The following is a 16,781-nucleotide window of genomic DNA, read 5'->3' as shown; positions in this document are numbered from 1 at the left end:
CGGGCGTCGATCTTCGGATCGGCGCTCGTGTGCGGTGGAGTGGCCGAGAGGCGAGGCAACGGCCTGCAAAGCCGTCTACACGGGTTCAAATCCCGTCTCCACCTCGACGGCCCCCGGGTTCGATCGAGGGGGGTCGGGCAGCACGGGCGATTGGCGCAGCGGTAGCGCGCTTCCCTGACACGGAAGAGGTCACTGGTTCGATCCCAGTATCGCCCACCAGCACGAAGGCCCCGGAGCAGCAGCTCCGGGGCCTTCGTCGTCTCAGCGGCCCGCGACCCGCTCGGCCCAGAAGGCCTCGACCTGGGCCGCGAGCTCCTCGCGGGTGCCGTCGTTGTGCAGCAGCACGTCGGCCACCGCGGCCCGCTGCTCGTCGGTCGCCTGGCCGGCGATCCGGGCCCGGGCGTCCTCCTCGGTCATGCCCCGCTGCACCAGGCGCTCCAGCCGGACGGGCAGCGACGCCTGGACGACCACCACGAGGTCGTAGGAGCCCGCCTGGCCGGTCTCCACCAGCAGGGGCACGTCCTGGACCACCACGGCGTCCTGGGGCGCCTGCGCGACCAGCTCGGCGGCGCGGGCCCGCACCAGCGGGTGCACGACGCCGTCCAGGCGGGCGCGCTGCGCGGGGTCGGCGAAGACCACCGCGGCGAGCGCCGGGCGGTCCAGCTCGCCGCCGGGGGTGAGGACGCCCTCACCGAACGCCTCGACGACGGCGGCCAGCCCCGGGGTGCCGGGCGCCACCACCTCCCGGGCCAGGACGTCGGCGTCCACCAGCACCGCGCCGCGCTCGACGAGCAGGGCGGAGACGGTGCTCTTGCCCGACCCGATGCCCCCGGTCAACCCGATCCTCAGCATGGTCGGACCCTGCCACACCGGGCCGCGGACGCCCCGGGCATCACGATCGGGTCACGACCGGCCCGTGCGTCCCAGCCGTCCGGCGCGTCGCACCAGTCACACGCGCCCCACGACCTACGTTCTGCCTCGACGCCCCACGGACCGGGGCGCCACGCAGAGAGGCAGGCACCACCATGTCCCGTTCCACGACGCTGGAGTCCCAGGCCACGGCCGGCCGTCGCGCTCCGGGTCGGCACCGGCACGACGTCCCCGGCGGGGTCCGCTGCGCCGACCTCCCCGCCGTCGCCGCCCGCCTGGAGCGCGCCGGCACGCCCCGCACCGGCCTGCTGACGCTGCTGCGCGCGCTGCTGCCCACGGTCCCCGCGGGCCGGCACACCTGGGACTTCCTGAACAACGCCGGCGGTCGCCCGCGCTCGGCGTTCGCCATCATCCTCAGCCTCTGACACCCTGACCGGCCGCCGGCCGGTCAGCCGTCCCCGTCCGGCCCGCGCCGGACGGGGACGTCGCCGTCCCCGCGGCACGGTCGTCCCCGGGAACGGCGGAGCGCCGCCCACCCCGGGGGGTGGACGGCGCTCCGTCGTGCTGGTGCGGTGCGGTCACTCGCCGCCGGCGAGCTTGGCGCGCAGGGCGGCCAGGGCCTCGTCGGAGGCCAGGGTGCCGCCGCCGGAGGACGAGCTCGTGGACGAGCCACCCTCGGCCGGGGCGTCGCTGGAGTAGCTGCCACCGGCCGCAGCCTCGGCGTCGGCCTCGCGGGCCGCGACGATCTGCTTCTGGTGCGCCTCGAAGCGGGCCTGGGCCTCGGCGTACTGCCGCTCCCAGGTCTCGCGGGCCTCCTCGTAGCCCTCGAGCCACTCGCCGGTCTCGGCGTCGAAGCCCTCGGGGTAGACGTAGTTGCCCTGCTCGTCGTAGGACGCGGCCATGCCGTAGGCGGCCGGGTCGAACTGGTCGTCCTCGGCGATGACGCCCTCGTTGGCCTGCTTCAGCGACAGCGAGATCCGGCGGCGGTCCAGGTCGATGTCGATGACCTTGACCAGGATCTCGTCGCCGACCTGGGCGACCTGCTCGGGGATCTCGACGTGGCGCTCGGCCAGCTCCGAGATGTGCACCAGGCCCTCGATGCCCTCGTCGACGCGCACGAACGCACCGAAGGGCACCAGCTTGGTGACCTTGCCGGGCACGACCTGCCCGATCTGGTGCGTGCGGGCGAACTGGCGCCACGGGTCCTCCTGCGTCGCCTTCAGCGACAGGGAGACGCGCTCGCGGTCCAGGTCGACGTCGAGGACCTCGACGGTGACCTCCTGGCCGACCTCGACGACCTCGGACGGGTGGTCGATGTGCTTCCAGGACAGCTCGGAGACGTGCACCAGGCCGTCGACGCCGCCCAGGTCCACGAAGGCACCGAAGTTGACGATCGAGGAGACCTGACCGCTGCGGACCTGGCCCTTGGCGAGCTTGTTGAGGAACTCGCTGCGCACCTCGGACTGGGTCTGCTCCAGCCACTGGCGACGGGACAGGACCACGTTGTTGCGGTTCTTGTCCAGCTCGATGATCTTGGCCTCGAGCTCACGGCCCACGTAGGGCTGCAGGTCGCGGACGCGGCGCATCTCGACCAGCGAGGCGGGGAGGAACCCGCGCAGGCCGATGTCGAGGATCAGGCCGCCCTTGACGACCTCGATGACGGTGCCGGTGACGACCTCGTCGGCTTCCTTCTTCGCCTCGATCGTGCCCCAGGCGCGCTCGTACTGCGCGCGCTTCTTGGACAGGATCAGCCGGCCTTCCTTGTCCTCCTTCTGGAGGACGAGGGCTTCCACCTCGTCGCCGACGGTGACGACCTCGTTGGGGTCGACGTCGTGCTTGATGGACAGCTCGCGCGAGGGGATGACGCCCTCGGTCTTGTAGCCGATGTCCAGCAGCACCTCGTCGCGGTCGACCTTGACGATGACGCCCTCGACGATGTCGCCGTCGTTGAAGTACTTGATCGTCTGGTCGATGGCCGCGAGGAAGTCCTCTTCGGTGCCGATGTCGTTCACGGCGACCTGCGGGGTGGTGCTGTCGGGACGGACCTGGGTGGAGGTCATGTGGTCGAGTGCTCCGGACGGGGGGTGTGGAGGGACAGGGACGACCCACGACCGACCGGCCGTGGACCACGGGAGAGGCTCGGGAGAGAACCCGCACGAAGGGGGCCCAGCGCACAGACCTCTGGCGCCCCTCCATGGTACGCACCCGGTCCGGAGCGGGTCCACCACGGTCCCGTCGCCCGGCACCGGCCGTGCCACCATGCCCGGATGCCCGCCGACCCGCCCCCGCTGCCGCTGGCCTCCGACGGCTACCCCCTGGCCGGCGGGGTGGAGCGCCGGGCGGTCGACGGCCCCGAGTCCGTGCGGGCGAACCGGGCCTGGTGGGACGCCGCGGCGCCGGCCTACCTGGCCGAGCACGGCGCCGACCTCGGGGACGCGGACTTCCTGTGGGGCCCGGAGGGGTTGCGGGAGTCCGACGCGCACCTGCTGGGGGACGTCGCCGGGCGGCGGGTGCTGGAGGTGGGGTGCGGGTCCGCGCCGTGCGCGCGCTGGCTGACCGCGGCCGGTGCGCAGGTGGTGGCCCTGGACCTCTCGGCCGGGATGCTCGCCCGCGCCCGGGAGCTCAACGGCGCCACCGGCCTGTCCCCCACCCTGCTGCAGGCCGACGCCGGGGCGCTGCCGCTCGCCGACGACGCGGTGGACCTGGCCTGCTCCGCGTTCGGCGGGCTGCCCTTCGTCGCCGACGTGCGCGGGGCGCTGGCCGAGGTCGCGCGGGTGCTGCGGCCCGGCGGCCGGTTCGTGGCGTCGGTGAACCACCCGCTGCGCTGGCCGTTCCCCGACTCCCCCGACCCGGCCGACCTGACCGTGGTGGGCTCCTACTTCGACCGCACGCCCTACGTGGAGACCGACGGCGCCGACCGCGTCACCTACGTCGAGCACCACCGCACGGTCGGCGACTGGGTCCGCGACGTGGTCGCCGCGGGCTTCGTGCTCACCGACCTGCTCGAGCCCGAGTGGGTGCCGGGGCGGACCGAGACCTGGGGCCAGTGGTCGGCGGCCCGCGCCGCGCTCATCCCCGGGACGATGGTCCTGGTGTGCGACCTGCCGGGCTGACCGGGAGCACCAGGCGGGACGCCCCGCCGGCGACGGTGACCGTGCGGGTGGAGCGCACGGTGCGCACGGCGGTCACCGGCGGCTCGCCGGTGCCGGGGTTGCGCGTCCAGTGCGGGTGCGAGGACCCGGCGACGACCAGCCGCAGCCGCGAGCCGGCCGGGAAGCGGTGCGCGACGGCGTCCAGCTCCAGCCGCACGACCCCGCCGTCGGCGTCGGTGCCGGGGTCGCCGGGCACCAGCCGGGTGTAGCCGTCGCTGACGTTGCGGGACCGGCCGCGCCGGTCGACCTGGGACAGCCGGACGGCGACGTCGACGTGGCCGACGTCGGTGCCGTGGTGCAGCTCGACGACGGGCGCGCCCAGCACCTCGAGGTCGGCCGGCAGCGGGTCGGACAGCCAGGCGACGACGTCGGCCCGTCCGGCCAGGGCGGTGTCGTCGGCGTAGCCGCCGCTGCGGTTGTCCAGCAGCCGGCCGCCGATGCTGGGCGTGGGCTGCGCCGGGTCGGCGGTGAAGGTGGCGGGGGCGGCGTCCGGGCCGGGGGCGGTGTCGGCGAGCCGGCCGCGGCCGGCGAGGAAGAGGGTGCGGTCGGTGGTGGCCGGGGGCCAGTCGGGCAGCCAGCGCCACTCGCCGGCGCCGGTGACGTGCACGTGCACCGGGGCGGGTCGCCGCCGGGGGCCGGTGCCGGCGAGGTGCTCGCCGAGCCAGTCCAGGGACTCGCGGGTGACGAGGCCGCCGCCCCGGGACAGGGTCTCCACGTGGGTCCAGGGACCCACCGTGAGCGCGACGTCGGCACCGGCACCCCTCAACCTCCGGTACTGGTCGAGGGTCTGGTCGAGGAAGAGGTCCTGCCAGCCGCCGACGAGCAGGACGGGGACCCGGGCGCGGTCCAGGGCGCGGTCGAGCTGGACGGGGGCCCACCAGGGGTCGTCCCGGTCGGGGTGGGCGACCCAGTCCCGGTACCAGCGGCCGCGGCCGGCGAGCAGCCGTTCCCCGGCGTCGCCGAGGGGCAGGGCGTCCAGCGCAGGGCCCAGGCGGCGGGCGGCGGTGGCCTGACGCAGGAGGCCGCGCAGCCGGCCGGGGTCCTCCTGGTGGGCGACCATGTCGCTCCAGCCGAGGAAGTCGTTGACGGTGAAGGCGCCGGTGCCCCAGGTGGCGCGGGAGAAGTCGTGCGGGCCGACCAGGACGACGGAGGCGACCAGCTCCTCGGGCGGGTCGGCGAGCAGGGCCCACTGGGTGAAGCCGAGGTAGGACAGCCCGACAGTGCCGAAGGTGCCGGTGGACCAGGGCTGGGCCAGCAACCAGGCGACGGTGTCGGCGCCGTCGTCGACCTCGCGGAACATGGGCTGGAACTCGTCGCCGGACCCGAACGTGCCGCGGACGCTCTGCAGCACGACCTGGTAGCCGCGGGCGGCGTAGACGGTGGCGAACAGCAGCGAGAACGGCATCGCCCGCCCGTAGGGGCCGCGCACCAGCAGGGTGCCCAGCACGGGCCCGTCGGGGACGTACCGGTCGGCCACCAGCTCGACGCCGTCCCGCATCGGAACCCTCAACCCGCGCTCGACGGTGTAGGTGGAGCTCGCCCGAGGCAGCCCCAGCACCCGCGACGCCACCCGGTCCACAAGCCTCATGTCCGCATCCTGCCTCGCCCGCAGCTCATGCGGCAGGGCCGAGGACCGCACGGACGCGGGCCCGGAACCGCGCCGAGCGGGGCCTGCAGGGTCCCCGAGACGCGGCTCGACCCCCACCCGCCGACGGGTGGGGATCGAGGCACGAGCGCCCCCACCCCGAGGCGGGAGCAGCATCGCTCGTCGCAGGAGGGGAACGGCCGTTGGCCGCGGTGCGATCCGGAGGATCGCGATGAGCTCAGCTCAGTGCGCGGCCTGGTCCCAGCTCTGGCCGACGCCGACGGAGACGTCCAGCGCCACGGACAGCTGGGCCGCGCCGGCCATCTCGGTGCGGACGAGCTCCTCGAGCTGCTCGCGCTCGCCGGGGGCGACCTCGAGCACGAGTTCGTCGTGCACCTGCAGCAGCATCCGGCTGGTCAGGCCGCGCTCGGCGATGCGGCGCTCGACGTTGAGCATGGCGACCTTGATGACGTCGGCGGCCGAGCCCTGGATGGGGGCGTTGAGGGCCATCCGCTCGGCCATGTCGCGGCGCTGCTTGTTGTCGCTGGTGAGGTCGGGCAGGTACCGGCGGCGGCCCATGGTGGTCTGGGTGTAGCCGGTCTGCCGGGCGTCGTCGACGACGGTGTCGAGGTAGTCGCGGATGCCGCCGAAGCGCTCGAAGTAGGCCTGCATCTGCACGCGGGCCTCCTCGGGGGTGATCTTCAGCTGCTGGGACAGGCCGTAGGCGGAGAGGCCGTAGGCCAGGCCGTAGCTCATCGCCTTGATCCGGCGGCGCATCTCGGGGTCGACCTGCTCGATGGGGATGTCGAAGGCGCGGGCGGCGACGAAGGTGTGCAGGTCCTCCCCCGAGGTGAAGGCCTCGATGAGGCCGGCGTCCTCGGAGAGGTGGGCCATGATCCGCATCTCGATCTGGCTGTAGTCGGCGGTCATCAGCGACTCGTAGCCCGCGCCCACGACGAAGGCCTGCCGGATGCGCCGGCCCTCGGCCGACCGGATGGGGATGTTCTGCAGGTTGGGGTCGACCGACGACAGCCGGCCGGTGGCGGCGATGGTCTGCTGGAACGTGGTGTGGATGCGGCCGGCGTCGTCGACCATCGGGATGAGGCCGTCGATGACGGTGCGCAGCCGGGTGACGTCGCGGTGCCGGAGCAGCGCCTCGAGGAAGGGGTGCGGGCTGGTCTCCTGCAGCCAGGCGAGCGCGTCGGCGTCGGTGGTGTAGCCGGTCTTGTTCTTCTTGGTCTTCGGCAGGCCGAGCTGGTCGAACAGGACGGCCTGCAGCTGCTTGGGCGAGCCGAGGTTGATCTCGGTGCCGATGGCCTCGTAGGCGTCGGCGGCGGCCTCGGCGACCTTGCCGGCGAACTCGGACTGCAGGTCGTGCAGCAGGTCGAGGTCGGCGGCGATGCCGCGGGCCTCCATGCGGGCCAGCACCTTGGTCAGCGGCAGCTCGAGGTCGGTGAGCAGCGCGTCGCCGCCCTTCTGGCCGAGCAGCTGCTCGAGGGCGTCGGAGAGGTCGTTGACGGCGACGGCCTTCCGGGCGTCGGCGAGGGCTGCGTCGCGGGCGACGTCGTCCTCGGTGGGGCCCAGGCCGTCGAGCGTGAGCTGCTGCTCGGCGGGGGCGGCGTCGGTGAGCTCGCGGCGCAGGTACCGGACGGAGAGGTCGGCGAGGTCGAAGGACCGCTGGCCGGGCAGGGCCAGGTAGGCGGCCAGCGCGGTGTCGCTGACCTCGCCCTCGAGCTCCCAGCCGCGGGCCCAGACGGCCAGCAGCGGGCCCTTCTCCTCGTGCACGACCTTGCGGGCGGTGGGGTCGGCGAGCCAGGCGGCCAGTGCCTGCTCGTCGGCGGTGTCCAGCGAGGGGCCGAGGTCGACGAAGACGGTGTGGTCGTCGGCGGCGGCCAGCGCGATGCCGGACAGCTCACCGGTGCCGCGGCCCCAGCGGCCGCGGAAGACGACGCCGGTGTGCCCGGCGCGGCCGTGGGTGGACAGCCACCCGCCGAGCTCGCCGGGGGCGACGTCGTCGACGGTGACGTCGAAGCCGCCGTCGACCTCGGGCTCGGCGCTGGACAGGGTGGCGAACAGCCGGTCGCGCAGCACCCGGAACTGCAGGTTGTCGAAGAGGGTGTGCACCTCGTTGCGGTCCCAGGCCTGGACGGCGAGGTCGGTGGGGTGCAGCTCGAGGGCCACGGTGCGGTCGAGCTCGGTGAGCCGCCGGTTCTGCAGCACCGAGGACAGGTGCTCGCGCAGCTTCTCCCCGACCTTGCCCTTGACGGTGTCGACCTGGTCGACGAGGGCGTCGAGCGAGCCGTACTCGCGGACCCACTTGGCGGCGGTCTTCTCCCCCACGCTCGGGATGCCGGGCAGGTTGTCCGACGGGTCGCCGCGCAGCGCCGCGAAGTCGGGGTACTGCACCGGGCTCAGGCCGTACTTCTCCTCGACCGCCTCGGGGGTGAAGCGGGTCAGGTCGGAGACGCCCTTGCGCGGGTAGAGCACGGTGACGTGCTCGTTCACCAGCTGCAGGGCGTCGCGGTCGCCGGTGCAGATCAGCACGTCCATGCCGGACTCGACGGCCTGCACGGTGAGGGTGGCGATGACGTCGTCGGCCTCGTAGCCCTCGGCGGTGAGCACCGGGACGTGCAGCGCCGCCAGCACCTCCTGGATGAGGGAGACCTGGCCGCGGAAGTCGGTGGGGCTCTCGGAGCGGTTGGCCTTGTACTCGGCGTAGATCTCGCTGCGGAAGGTCTTGCGGCCGACGTCGAAGGCCACCGCCAGGTGCGTGGGCGCCTCGTCGCGCAGCACGTTGATGAGCATCGAGGTGAAGCCGTAGACGGCGTTGGTGGGCTGCCCGGTGGTGGTGGAGAAGTTCTCGACGGGCAGCGCGAAGAACGCGCGGTAGGCCAGCGAGTGGCCGTCGAGCAGCAGCAGCCGCGGGCGCTGGCCCGCCGCGGCAGCGGTGGATGGGGAGGCCGTCTCGGACACCGGTGCAGACATCGTGGTCATCGTATGGCGGGGGTACGACAACACCGGGGCCGCTGGTTAGCGTGCGCCCCGTGAGCACCCCCCGCCCCGACTGGGCACCCGCCGACCTGAGCCCGCTCGACGCCAAGCTCGGCATCGAGATCGTCGACTTCGACCCGGACCGGTTGGTGGCCACCATGCCGGTGGCCGGCAACGAGCAGCCCTTCGGCCTGCTCCACGGCGGGGCGACCTGCGCGCTGGCCGAGACGGTGGGCTCCTGGGCGGGGGCGCTGCACGCCGGCCCCGACGGCCAGGTGGTCGGCGTGGAGCTCAACGTCAGCTACCTGCGCGGGGCCACCGGCGGCACGGTGACCGCGGTCTGCACACCCGTGCGGCGGGGGCGGACGCTGGCCACCTTCCTCATCCAGGTCACCGACGACCAGGGCCGCCCGACGGCCAGCGCCCGGCTGACCACCATGGTGCGCAGCCGCTGAGCAGGTCGCCCGGACCCGAGCGGGCCCGGGTCGGACCGGCTGCGCCCGGTCCGGCAGGTCGCAGTTGTGTCACGGGACACGTACGAGGACCCAGGACCGACACACAGGTGGGTTAGGGTCCGCACCCGATCGTCCTGCGGTCACCGGCTGTCCACCGGGCCACCCCCGGCCGGGCACCGGCGTCCGCACTCCCCCCGACGGCCCAGGAGGTCGAGTGACGCACGCACCCCACCGTGCCCATGTGCACGGTGCCCGGACGGGCCCCCCGGGGTCCCCGGACCCACGAGCAGGGGGCCGGCGCGTGCGGGCCCGGTCGGGTGGGCGAGGTCGCCGGGCGTTCGCCCTGACGATGCTCGTCGGCATCCTGGCCGCCGTCTTCGCCGCGCTGCTGCCCGCGGGCATCGCCAGCGCCGAGGGCGAGTCCGTCCGCGGCACCCTGCAGACCAGCCGCTCGGGCCCCATCGCCGGCATCGAGGTCACCGTCACCGACTCCTCCGGTGACGAGGTCGACTCGGTGGAGACCGACGACGACGGGCGGTTCGACATCCCGCTGCCCGACGGCGCGGGCCAGTACACGGTCAGCATCGACGCCGAGTCGCTGCCCGACGGCGTGACGCTGGGCCCCCAGGGCGCCGAGCGCACGGTCACCGTCGACACCGGCCGGCAGCAACCGGTCAACTTCGGCCTGCAGGACGGCTCCAGCGGCGGCGGCGGCAGCACCATCCGCGCCGTGCAGCTGCTGGTCGACGGCCTGCGGTTCGGCCTCATCATCGCCGTCTGCGCGGTCGGCCTGTCGCTGATCTTCGGGACCACCGGGCTCACCAACTTCGCGCACGGCGAGCTGGTCACCATCGGCGCGATCGTCGCCTGGTACGTCAACGTGCAGGGCGGGGTGCCGCTGATCGCGGCCACGCTCATCGCCATGGTGGTCGGCGCCGGGGTGGGTGCGCTCAACGAGCTGGCGCTGTGGCGGCCGCTGCGCCGGCGCGGCACCGGGCTCGTCGCCGCCCTCGTGGTCTCGATCGGCCTGTCGCTGCTGCTGCGCTACGCCATCCAGATCGTCTACGGCGGGTTCTCCAACCCCTACGCCGAGTACCAGTCGCAGCGAGCGGTGGACTACGGCGTCTTCACCCTCACCAACCGGGCGCTGGCGACCATCGTCATCGCCGTCGTGGTCCTGGTGCTGGTCGCCCTCATGCTGCAGCGCACCAAGATCGGCAAGGCCATGCGGGCCGTCTCGGACAACCGCGACCTGGCCGCGTCCTCCGGCATCGACGTCAACCGGGTCATCCTGGTCGTCTGGATGATGGGCGGCGCGCTCGCGGCCCTCGGCGGCGTGCTGCTCGGCCTGTCCGACCAGGTGCAGTGGGACATGGGTTTCCGCCTGCTGCTGCTCATGTTCGCCGGCGTCACCCTCGGTGGCCTGGGCACCGCCTACGGCGCCCTGGTCGGGAGCGTCATCATCGGTGTGTTCGTCCAGATGTCCACCCTGGTCATCCCGGACGACACCAAGTACGTCGGAGGTCTGCTCCTCTTGATCGTCATCCTCGTCATCCGGCCCCAGGGCATCCTGGGCAGCCGGGCCCGGATCGGTTGAGCCGATGAGCGACCTGATCGACGCCCTGCTCATCGGCGTGAAGTCCGGCCTGGGGTTCCAGGCCATCTTCTTCGCGCTGCTGGCCATCGGGATCAACGTCCACTTCGGCTACACCGGCCTGCTCAACTTCGGCCAGATCGCCTTCGCCATGCTGGGCGGGTTCGGCATCGCCATCTCCGTCAGCCAGTGGGGCCTGCCCTTCTGGGTCGGCGTGCTCGTCGGCATCGCCGCGGCGGTCGTCCTGGCCCTGCTGCTGGGCCTGCCCACGCTGCGGCTGCGGGCGGACTACCTGGCGATCGTCACGATCGCCACGGCCGAGGGCCTGCGGCTGCTGTTCCGGTCGGTCTCGGCCACACCGGTCACCAACGGCACCCGCGGCCTGTCGGCGTTCAACCAGAGCTTCATCGCCCTGGCCCCCTGGGACACCCAGACCCGCTACCGGATCCTGGGCACCTCGTGGAGCGGCGGCGAGCTGTGGGTGGCCGTGGTCGGCTGGGTCCTGGTGGCGCTGTCCTGCCTGCTGGTCTGGGCGCTCATGCGCAGCCCCTGGGGCCGCGTGCTCAAGGCCATCCGCGAGGACGAGGACGCCGTCCGCGCGCTGGGCAAGAACGTCTACAACTACAAGATGCAGGCCCTGGTCCTCGGCGCGGTCTTCGGTGCGCTGGGCGGCATGGTCTACGCCGTCGGCACCGGGTCGGCCATCCCCGACCAGTACCAGAACGCGAACACGTTCCTCGCCTACGCCGCCCTCATCCTGGGTGGCGCGGCGCGGGTGCTCGGCCCGGTCGTCGGGTCGATCATCCTGCTGTTCATCCTGCAGTTCGCCGACACCTTCCTGCGGGCACTGATCAGCAACGGCGTCATCCCCGACGCCCTGCTGTCCTCCACCGACGTGGCCCAGATCCGTTTCGTGCTGGTCGGCATCGGGTTGATGCTCCTGCTGGTCTTCCGGCCGCAGGGCATCTTCGGTGACCGACGAGAGGTGATGCTCGATGCCCGCTGACCCGAACACCGGCTCGACCGCCGCGTCCTCGGCCGCTCCCCCGGCCCGGCTGGCGCAGAAGGCGCTGGCCGACCTGCCGTGGGAGGTCGGCGTCGCCAAGCCCGACCCGGCGATGGTCGTGGACAAGGTCACCCGCACCTTCGGTGGCCTCACCGCGGTCTCGGTGGACCACCTGGAGATCCAGCGCGGCGGCATCACCGGCCTGATCGGCCCCAACGGCGCCGGCAAGACCACGCTGTTCAACCTGCTCACCGGGTTCGACCAGCCCAACACCGGCACCTGGACCTTCGACGGCAAGTCGCTGGGCCGGATGTCCCCGCACCAGGTCGCCCGGCTCGGCGTGGTGCGCACCTTCCAGCTGACCAAGGCGCTGTCCCGGCTCACCGTGCTGCAGAACATGCTGCTCGGCGCGCAGGGCCAGTCCGGGGAGTCCTTCCTCAAGGCCCTGGTGCCCGGCACCTGGCGGGCGCAGGAGAAGGCCAACACCGAGAAGGCCATGGACCTGCTGCGGCGGTTCAAGCTCGACGCCAAGAAGGACGACTTCGCCGGCATCCTCTCCGGCGGCCAGCGCAAGCTGCTGGAGATGGCCCGCGCGCTCATGAGCGACCCCAAGGTCGTCATGCTCGACGAGCCGATGGCCGGGGTGAACCCCGCGCTGACCCAGTCGCTGCTCGGGCACGTCAAGGACCTCCGCGAGGAGGGCATGACGGTCGTCTTCGTCGAGCACGACATGGACGTCGTCCGCGACATCAGCGACTGGGTGGTCGTCATGGCCGCCGGCAAGGTCATCGCCGAGGGCCCGCCGGAGTCCATCTCCCAGAACAAGGCCGTGGTCGACGCCTACCTGGGCGCCCACCACGACGCGCCGCTGACCAACGAGGAGGAGGACCGCGTCCTGGCCGAGGCCGAGGCCGCGATCGCCCGCGAGGAGGGTGTCGCCCCCGGCGGCACCACGCCCGAGACCATCTCCAGCGAGAAGGACAAGCCATGAGCGACCCGTTGTTCGAGGTCGACGAGTCCGGCGAGGACCTGACCCGCGCCGACACCGCGACGACCGGCGAGCTGTCGCCGGCCGAGAAGGCCGCCACCCGCGAGGAGCACCTCAAGCTCGCCGAGGGTGCGCTGGTGCGCGCCGACGACCTGGTCGCCGGCTACGTACCCGGGGTCAACATCCTGCGGGGCTGTGACTTCTACCTGCAGGACGGCGAGCTGGTGGGCATCATCGGCCCCAACGGCGCCGGGAAGTCCACGCTGCTCAAGACCCTGTTCGGGCTCATCCCCGTGCGGTCGGGCGCGGTGACCCTGCGCGGGGAGGACATCACCTCGGCCCCGGCGCACAAGCTGGTGCAGCTGGGCGTGGGCTACGTGCCGCAGAACAACAACGTGTTCCCCTCGCTCACCATCGCGGAGAACATGCAGATGGGCGTCTACCTGCGGCCCAAGACGTTCAAGGAGCGCTTCGACTACGTCATCGACCTGTTCCCGCTGCTCGGCGAGCGGCGCAACGGCAAGGCCGGGGCGCTGTCGGGCGGTGAGCGCCAGATGGTGGCCATGGGCCGGGCGCTGATGATGGACCCGTCGGTGCTGCTGCTCGACGAGCCCTCGGCCGGTCTGTCGCCGGCCTACCAGGACGAGGTGTTCATCCGCTGCCGGCGGATCAACGCCACCGGGGTCTCGATCATCATGGTCGAGCAGAACGCCCGGCGGTGCCTGCAGATCTGCGACCGCGGCTACGTCCTCGACCAGGGCCGCAACGCCTACACCGACAAGGGCAAGGCGCTGATGAACGACCCCAAGGTCGTCGAGCTCTACCTGGGCACCCTCGCCAAGGCCCAGTGAGGGACCACGTCGCCCCCCGACGCACGCTCCGCGCGCGCCGGGACCCCGCGACGTAGCCGTTCCACCCGGTGCCGGTCGTCCCCACGCGGGACGGCCGGCACCGTGCTGTCATGGGCCGTGCCCCCCGGCCCCACCCCCCGACCCCACCCGGTGACCCGGGAGCAGCTGCTGGCCCGCTACCGGGAGCTGGTGCTGCACCGGCTGCCCGCCCGCGCCCGCGCCGAGGGCTGGGTGGTCACCGCCGACCACTGCTTCGGCCGCGTCGTGCTCGACCACGCCGTCGGTGGCCGTTGGTACGACGTGCTGGACCGCCGCCGCTCCCCCGCCTTCGCCCAGCTGGACGACGACCGGCTGGCCGCCGCCGTCGCCCTCGCCGAGCGCATCGACGCCGAGGGCGACCCGCTGCTGCGCGCGCTGGACGCGCAGAGCCTCACCTGGCGCGGCAAGCCGGCCAAGGACGGCCGGTGACCGCGCTCGCCGTCGCCCACCTGGTCCTGGTCGCCGCCTACGCGGGGTTCCAGTGGACCGTCCGGGTCGTGGTGTACCCGCAGATGGCCCGCGTCGGGGACGGGTTCGCCGAGTACGAGCGGGCCCACCAACAGCGGATCAGCCGGGTGGTGGGGCCACTGTTCGCCGGGCAGGGCGTCACCACCTGCTGGCTGCTCGTGCTGGCTCTCCGCGGGTCCGCCCCCGCCGTCCCCGTGCTGGCCGGCGCGGTGTGCCTGGCCGTCGTGCTGGGGGCGACCTGGCTGGGCGCGGTGCCCCAGCACCGGGTGCTGGACCGCGGCTGGGACGCCGGGGCGCACCGGCGGCTGCTGCGGGTGGACTCCGTGCGGGTCGCCGCCGCCACGGCCGGGCTGGCCGCCGGGGTGTGGCTGGTCCTGGGCTGAACGCAGAACGGCCCGGCTCCCTCGCGGGGGCCGGGCCGTTCCGTGTGCTGTCGGCTAGATCAGCGCTGCATCGGTCTCAGCGCTCAGCGCTGGATCGGTCTCAGCGCTCAGCGCTGGGGGCCGATGCCCTGGGCGTTGAGCGCCTGGATGATCCGCGAGGACTCCTCGAAGCCGATCACCACGATGGCGTCGGGGTTGAAGTCCACCATCCGCTGCACCTCGGAGTCGAAGTTGGCGGCCTGCGGGTCGTAGGTGATCGACTGGATGCTGTCCTCGGACAGACCGTCGCTCACCAGGTTGTTCAGGGTGTTCTCGGCCAGGCCGGTGCCGTACGGGTCGTTGATCGCGAGGATCCCGACCGTGTTGTTGCCGTCGGCGCCGATCAGGTCGGCCAGCGCACGGGCCTGCAGCGTGTCCGGGGGCGCGGTGCGGAAGTACAGCCCCTGGTCGTTGTAGGTGGTGAACTGGTCGGAGGTGTTCGCCGGGGAGAACTCCAGGACACCGGCGCCGGTGATGGCGTCGATGACGGTGAGGCTCACGCCCGAGGACGCCGCACCGATGATCGCGTTGACGCCCGACTGCAGCAGGCGGTCCACGGTCTGGGTGGCGGTGTCGGTCGAGGCGTCACCGGAGTCACCCTCGACGAGGGCCACGTCGGTGCCGAAGACGCCACCGGCGGCGTTGATGTCGTTGATCGCCAGCTGGACGCCGGCGACCTCCGGCGGGCCGAGGAAGGCCAGGTTGCCGGTCAGCGGCAGCAGGGTGCCGATGGTCAGCGTCTGGCCGGTGGTGCCGGGAGCGGCGTAGGCCGGGCCTTCGTCGGTGGTGGCGTTGGCCTCGTCACCGGCGAGCACGAACTCGGTCAGGCTGTCGTCGAGCTGGTTGTCCTCGCCGAACTGCAGCAGGCCGAAGGACGCCTCGGCCGGCTCACCGGCGTCGGTGAAGCTCAGCGGACCGGTGATGCCGTCGTAGTCGACGTTCCCGCCGGCGTTGATGATGTCCAGGCAGGCCTGGAAGTCCGAGCACTTGTCGCCGCCGACGGTCATGCCGTTGACGTAGGGCCCGAACACGGTGGCCTGGTTGCTGCCCGCGGCCTGCGCCGCCAGCGCGGTGATGATGACCGCGTCGTAGGACTCACCGGCGTAGTTGTAGTCCTGCAGCTCCGGGTCGACCTCGAGCAGCCGGTCGGTGAAGTCCGACCCCAGCTCGGTGAGGGGCGTGGTGCCCTTCATGCCGGCCAGGGCGCCCTCCTCGGTGAAGTCCTCACCCAGGGCGTTGCCCATGTTGCCGTCGGTGCCGTAGACGTTGACCTGCTTGCTGCCGCCGTCCCCGCCGCCGGTGGCCGCGGCGTCGTCGCTGTCGCTGCCGCCGCCACAGGCGGTCGCAGCGAGCAGGACGGCACCGGACACGGCGACGGCGCGGGCGAAGGTGCCAGTGCGCATCAAGTGACTCCCAGTGTGGTGGTTCATCGCTCCGCCGGGCCGATCCGGGCGCCGTAGCACCCCGACCTGTCCGGTCAGTGGCAGGAACCTAACCGTCAACCGGGACCGGATCGGCCCTTCGGTCCGCACCGTGATCCGCTTGTGACCTCAGCAACGTCCCCGACGCACAGGCGACACACCCACCCCAGCCGGGACGACCCGGGCGGGACCGGGCCGGACCGGGTCAGGAGGTCGCGGCCTCCGCCGGGCCGGCCTCGCCGGCGAGCACCAGCTGCGCCACGGCCTTCATCGACGTCCGCTCGTTCATCGCGGTGCGCTGGATCCAGCGGAAGGCCTCGGCCTCGGTGATGCCGCGGTCGGCCATCAGCTTGCCCTTGGCCTGCTCGACGACCTTGCGCGCCTCCAGCCGCTCCTTGAGGTCGCCGACCTCGGCGTCCAGCGCGGCCATCTCCTGGAAGCGGCCGACGGCCACCTCGATGGCGGGCACCAGGTCGGCCTTGGAGAACGGCTTGACCAGGTAGGCCATGGCGCCGGCGTCGCGGGCCCGCTCGACCAGCTCGCGCTGGGAGAAGGCGGTCAGCACGATCACCGGCGCGATGCGCGCGGCGGCGATCTGCTCGGCGGCGCTCAGCCCGTCGAGGACGGGCATCTGCACGTCCAGGACGACCAGGTCGGGGCGGAGCTCGCGGGCGGAGTCGACCGCGGCCTGGCCGTCGCCGACCTCGCCGACGACGACGTACCCCTCCTCCTCGAGCATCTCCTTGAGGTCGAGGCGGATGAGGGCCTCGTCCTCGGCGATGAGGACCCGGGTCGGCTGCGTGCTCACGTGGCTCACCCTATCGATGCCGGCCGTCCACCGCGCCGTACTCTCCGCCACGGGCCCCCGTACCCCAACTGGCAGAGGGAGCGGATTCAAAACCCGCACAGTGTCCGTTCGAATCGGACCGGGGGCACAGG

The 16,781-nt window shown here is 72.8% G+C and carries 15 protein-coding genes and 3 tRNA genes; 12 read left to right on the top strand and 6 right to left on the bottom strand.

The window, feature by feature from the left end; translation table 11 throughout:
* Positions 1-33 precede the first annotated feature (33 nt).
* Both BM158_RS18235 and BM158_RS18230 read left to right on the top strand, forming a co-directional pair.
* A tRNA-Cys gene (locus BM158_RS18235) sits at positions 34-104 on the top strand.
* A 40-nt stretch (positions 105-144) separates the two neighbouring features.
* Positions 145-219 (top strand) — tRNA-Val (locus BM158_RS18230).
* Between the two features lie 42 nt (positions 220-261).
* Here the strand turns inward: BM158_RS18230 and coaE are convergent.
* Entirely contained in the window at positions 262-852 is a 591-nt protein-coding gene (gene coaE / locus BM158_RS18225; protein WP_091563358.1) for a dephospho-CoA kinase, read from the bottom strand.
* A gap of 173 nt (positions 853-1,025) precedes the next feature.
* Between coaE and BM158_RS18220 the strand changes: the two genes are divergently transcribed.
* Entirely contained in the window at positions 1,026-1,295 is a 270-nt protein-coding gene (locus BM158_RS18220) for a hypothetical protein (RefSeq protein WP_091562741.1), read from the top strand.
* 153 nt (positions 1,296-1,448) lie between these two features.
* Here BM158_RS18220 and rpsA read toward each other — a convergent pair whose 3' ends face one another.
* The gene (rpsA, locus tag BM158_RS18215; RefSeq protein ID WP_091562739.1) at positions 1,449-2,930 is read right to left on the bottom strand and encodes a 30S ribosomal protein S1; all 1,482 of its coding nucleotides are present in this window, start codon (positions 2,928-2,930) and stop codon (positions 1,449-1,451) included.
* 207 nt (positions 2,931-3,137) lie between these two features.
* Between rpsA and BM158_RS18210 the strand changes: the two genes are divergently transcribed.
* Complete coding sequence (locus BM158_RS18210; protein ID WP_091562736.1) at positions 3,138-3,983, top strand: class I SAM-dependent methyltransferase; 846 nt, start codon at positions 3,138-3,140, stop codon at positions 3,981-3,983.
* Here the strand turns inward: BM158_RS18210 and BM158_RS18205 are convergent.
* The gene (locus tag BM158_RS18205; RefSeq protein ID WP_091562735.1) at positions 3,940-5,610 is read right to left on the bottom strand and encodes a CocE/NonD family hydrolase; all 1,671 of its coding nucleotides are present in this window, start codon (positions 5,608-5,610) and stop codon (positions 3,940-3,942) included. The genes BM158_RS18210 and BM158_RS18205 overlap by 44 nt on opposite strands.
* 240 nt (positions 5,611-5,850) lie before the next feature.
* Complete coding sequence (gene polA, locus BM158_RS18200; protein WP_091562731.1) at positions 5,851-8,592, bottom strand: DNA polymerase I; 2,742 nt, start codon at positions 8,590-8,592, stop codon at positions 5,851-5,853.
* Between the two features lie 59 nt (positions 8,593-8,651).
* On the opposite strand from polA, the gene BM158_RS18195 reads away from it, so the two are divergent.
* From BM158_RS18195 to BM158_RS18165, 7 genes are all read left to right on the top strand, one after another.
* Entirely contained in the window at positions 8,652-9,053 is a 402-nt protein-coding gene (locus tag BM158_RS18195) for a PaaI family thioesterase (protein ID WP_091562727.1), read from the top strand.
* A 349-nt stretch (positions 9,054-9,402) separates the two neighbouring features.
* A complete protein-coding gene (locus BM158_RS18190; RefSeq protein WP_091562724.1) occupies positions 9,403-10,650 on the top strand; it encodes a branched-chain amino acid ABC transporter permease in 1,248 nt (415 codons plus the stop codon).
* Between the two features lie 4 nt (positions 10,651-10,654).
* Positions 10,655-11,653, top strand: a complete 999-nt coding sequence (locus BM158_RS18185; protein WP_091562720.1) for a branched-chain amino acid ABC transporter permease — start codon at positions 10,655-10,657, stop codon at positions 11,651-11,653.
* Entirely contained in the window at positions 11,643-12,644 is a 1,002-nt protein-coding gene (locus BM158_RS18180; RefSeq protein WP_091562717.1) for an ABC transporter ATP-binding protein, read from the top strand. The genes BM158_RS18185 and BM158_RS18180 overlap by 11 nt, the downstream gene beginning before the upstream one ends.
* Positions 12,641-13,492 (top strand): ABC transporter ATP-binding protein, encoded by an 852-nt coding sequence (locus BM158_RS18175; RefSeq protein ID WP_207506729.1) that lies wholly within the window; start codon positions 12,641-12,643, stop codon positions 13,490-13,492. Before BM158_RS18180 ends, BM158_RS18175 begins: the two co-directional genes overlap by 4 nt.
* 150 nt (positions 13,493-13,642) lie before the next feature.
* Complete coding sequence (locus tag BM158_RS18170) at positions 13,643-13,960, top strand: hypothetical protein (protein WP_091562713.1); 318 nt, start codon at positions 13,643-13,645, stop codon at positions 13,958-13,960.
* Entirely contained in the window at positions 13,957-14,382 is a 426-nt protein-coding gene (locus tag BM158_RS18165) for a DUF1772 domain-containing protein (protein WP_091562710.1), read from the top strand. Before BM158_RS18170 ends, BM158_RS18165 begins: the two co-directional genes overlap by 4 nt.
* A gap of 107 nt (positions 14,383-14,489) precedes the next feature.
* Here BM158_RS18165 and BM158_RS18160 read toward each other — a convergent pair whose 3' ends face one another.
* Together BM158_RS18160 and BM158_RS18155 are read right to left on the bottom strand one after the other, a co-directional pair.
* Positions 14,490-15,824 carry an ABC transporter substrate-binding protein gene (locus BM158_RS18160; protein ID WP_091562706.1) on the bottom strand — a complete coding sequence of 445 codons (1,335 nt, stop codon included), beginning with the start codon at positions 15,822-15,824 and terminating at the stop codon, positions 14,490-14,492.
* A gap of 223 nt (positions 15,825-16,047) precedes the next feature.
* Positions 16,048-16,650 carry an ANTAR domain-containing response regulator gene (locus BM158_RS18155; RefSeq protein WP_091562705.1) on the bottom strand — a complete coding sequence of 201 codons (603 nt, stop codon included), beginning with the start codon at positions 16,648-16,650 and terminating at the stop codon, positions 16,048-16,050.
* A gap of 53 nt (positions 16,651-16,703) precedes the next feature.
* Here BM158_RS18155 and BM158_RS18150 point away from each other — a divergent pair.
* A tRNA-Leu gene (locus BM158_RS18150) sits at positions 16,704-16,777 on the top strand.
* Positions 16,778-16,781: the final 4 nt, after the last annotated feature.

The sequence above is a fragment of the Klenkia taihuensis genome (assembly GCF_900112525.1).
In the GTDB taxonomy this organism is placed as follows: Bacteria; Actinomycetota; Actinomycetes; order Mycobacteriales; family Geodermatophilaceae; genus Klenkia; species Klenkia taihuensis.
Note: the sequence above shows the minus strand (reverse complement) of the source record. Positions and strands in the feature narration are given on the sequence as shown.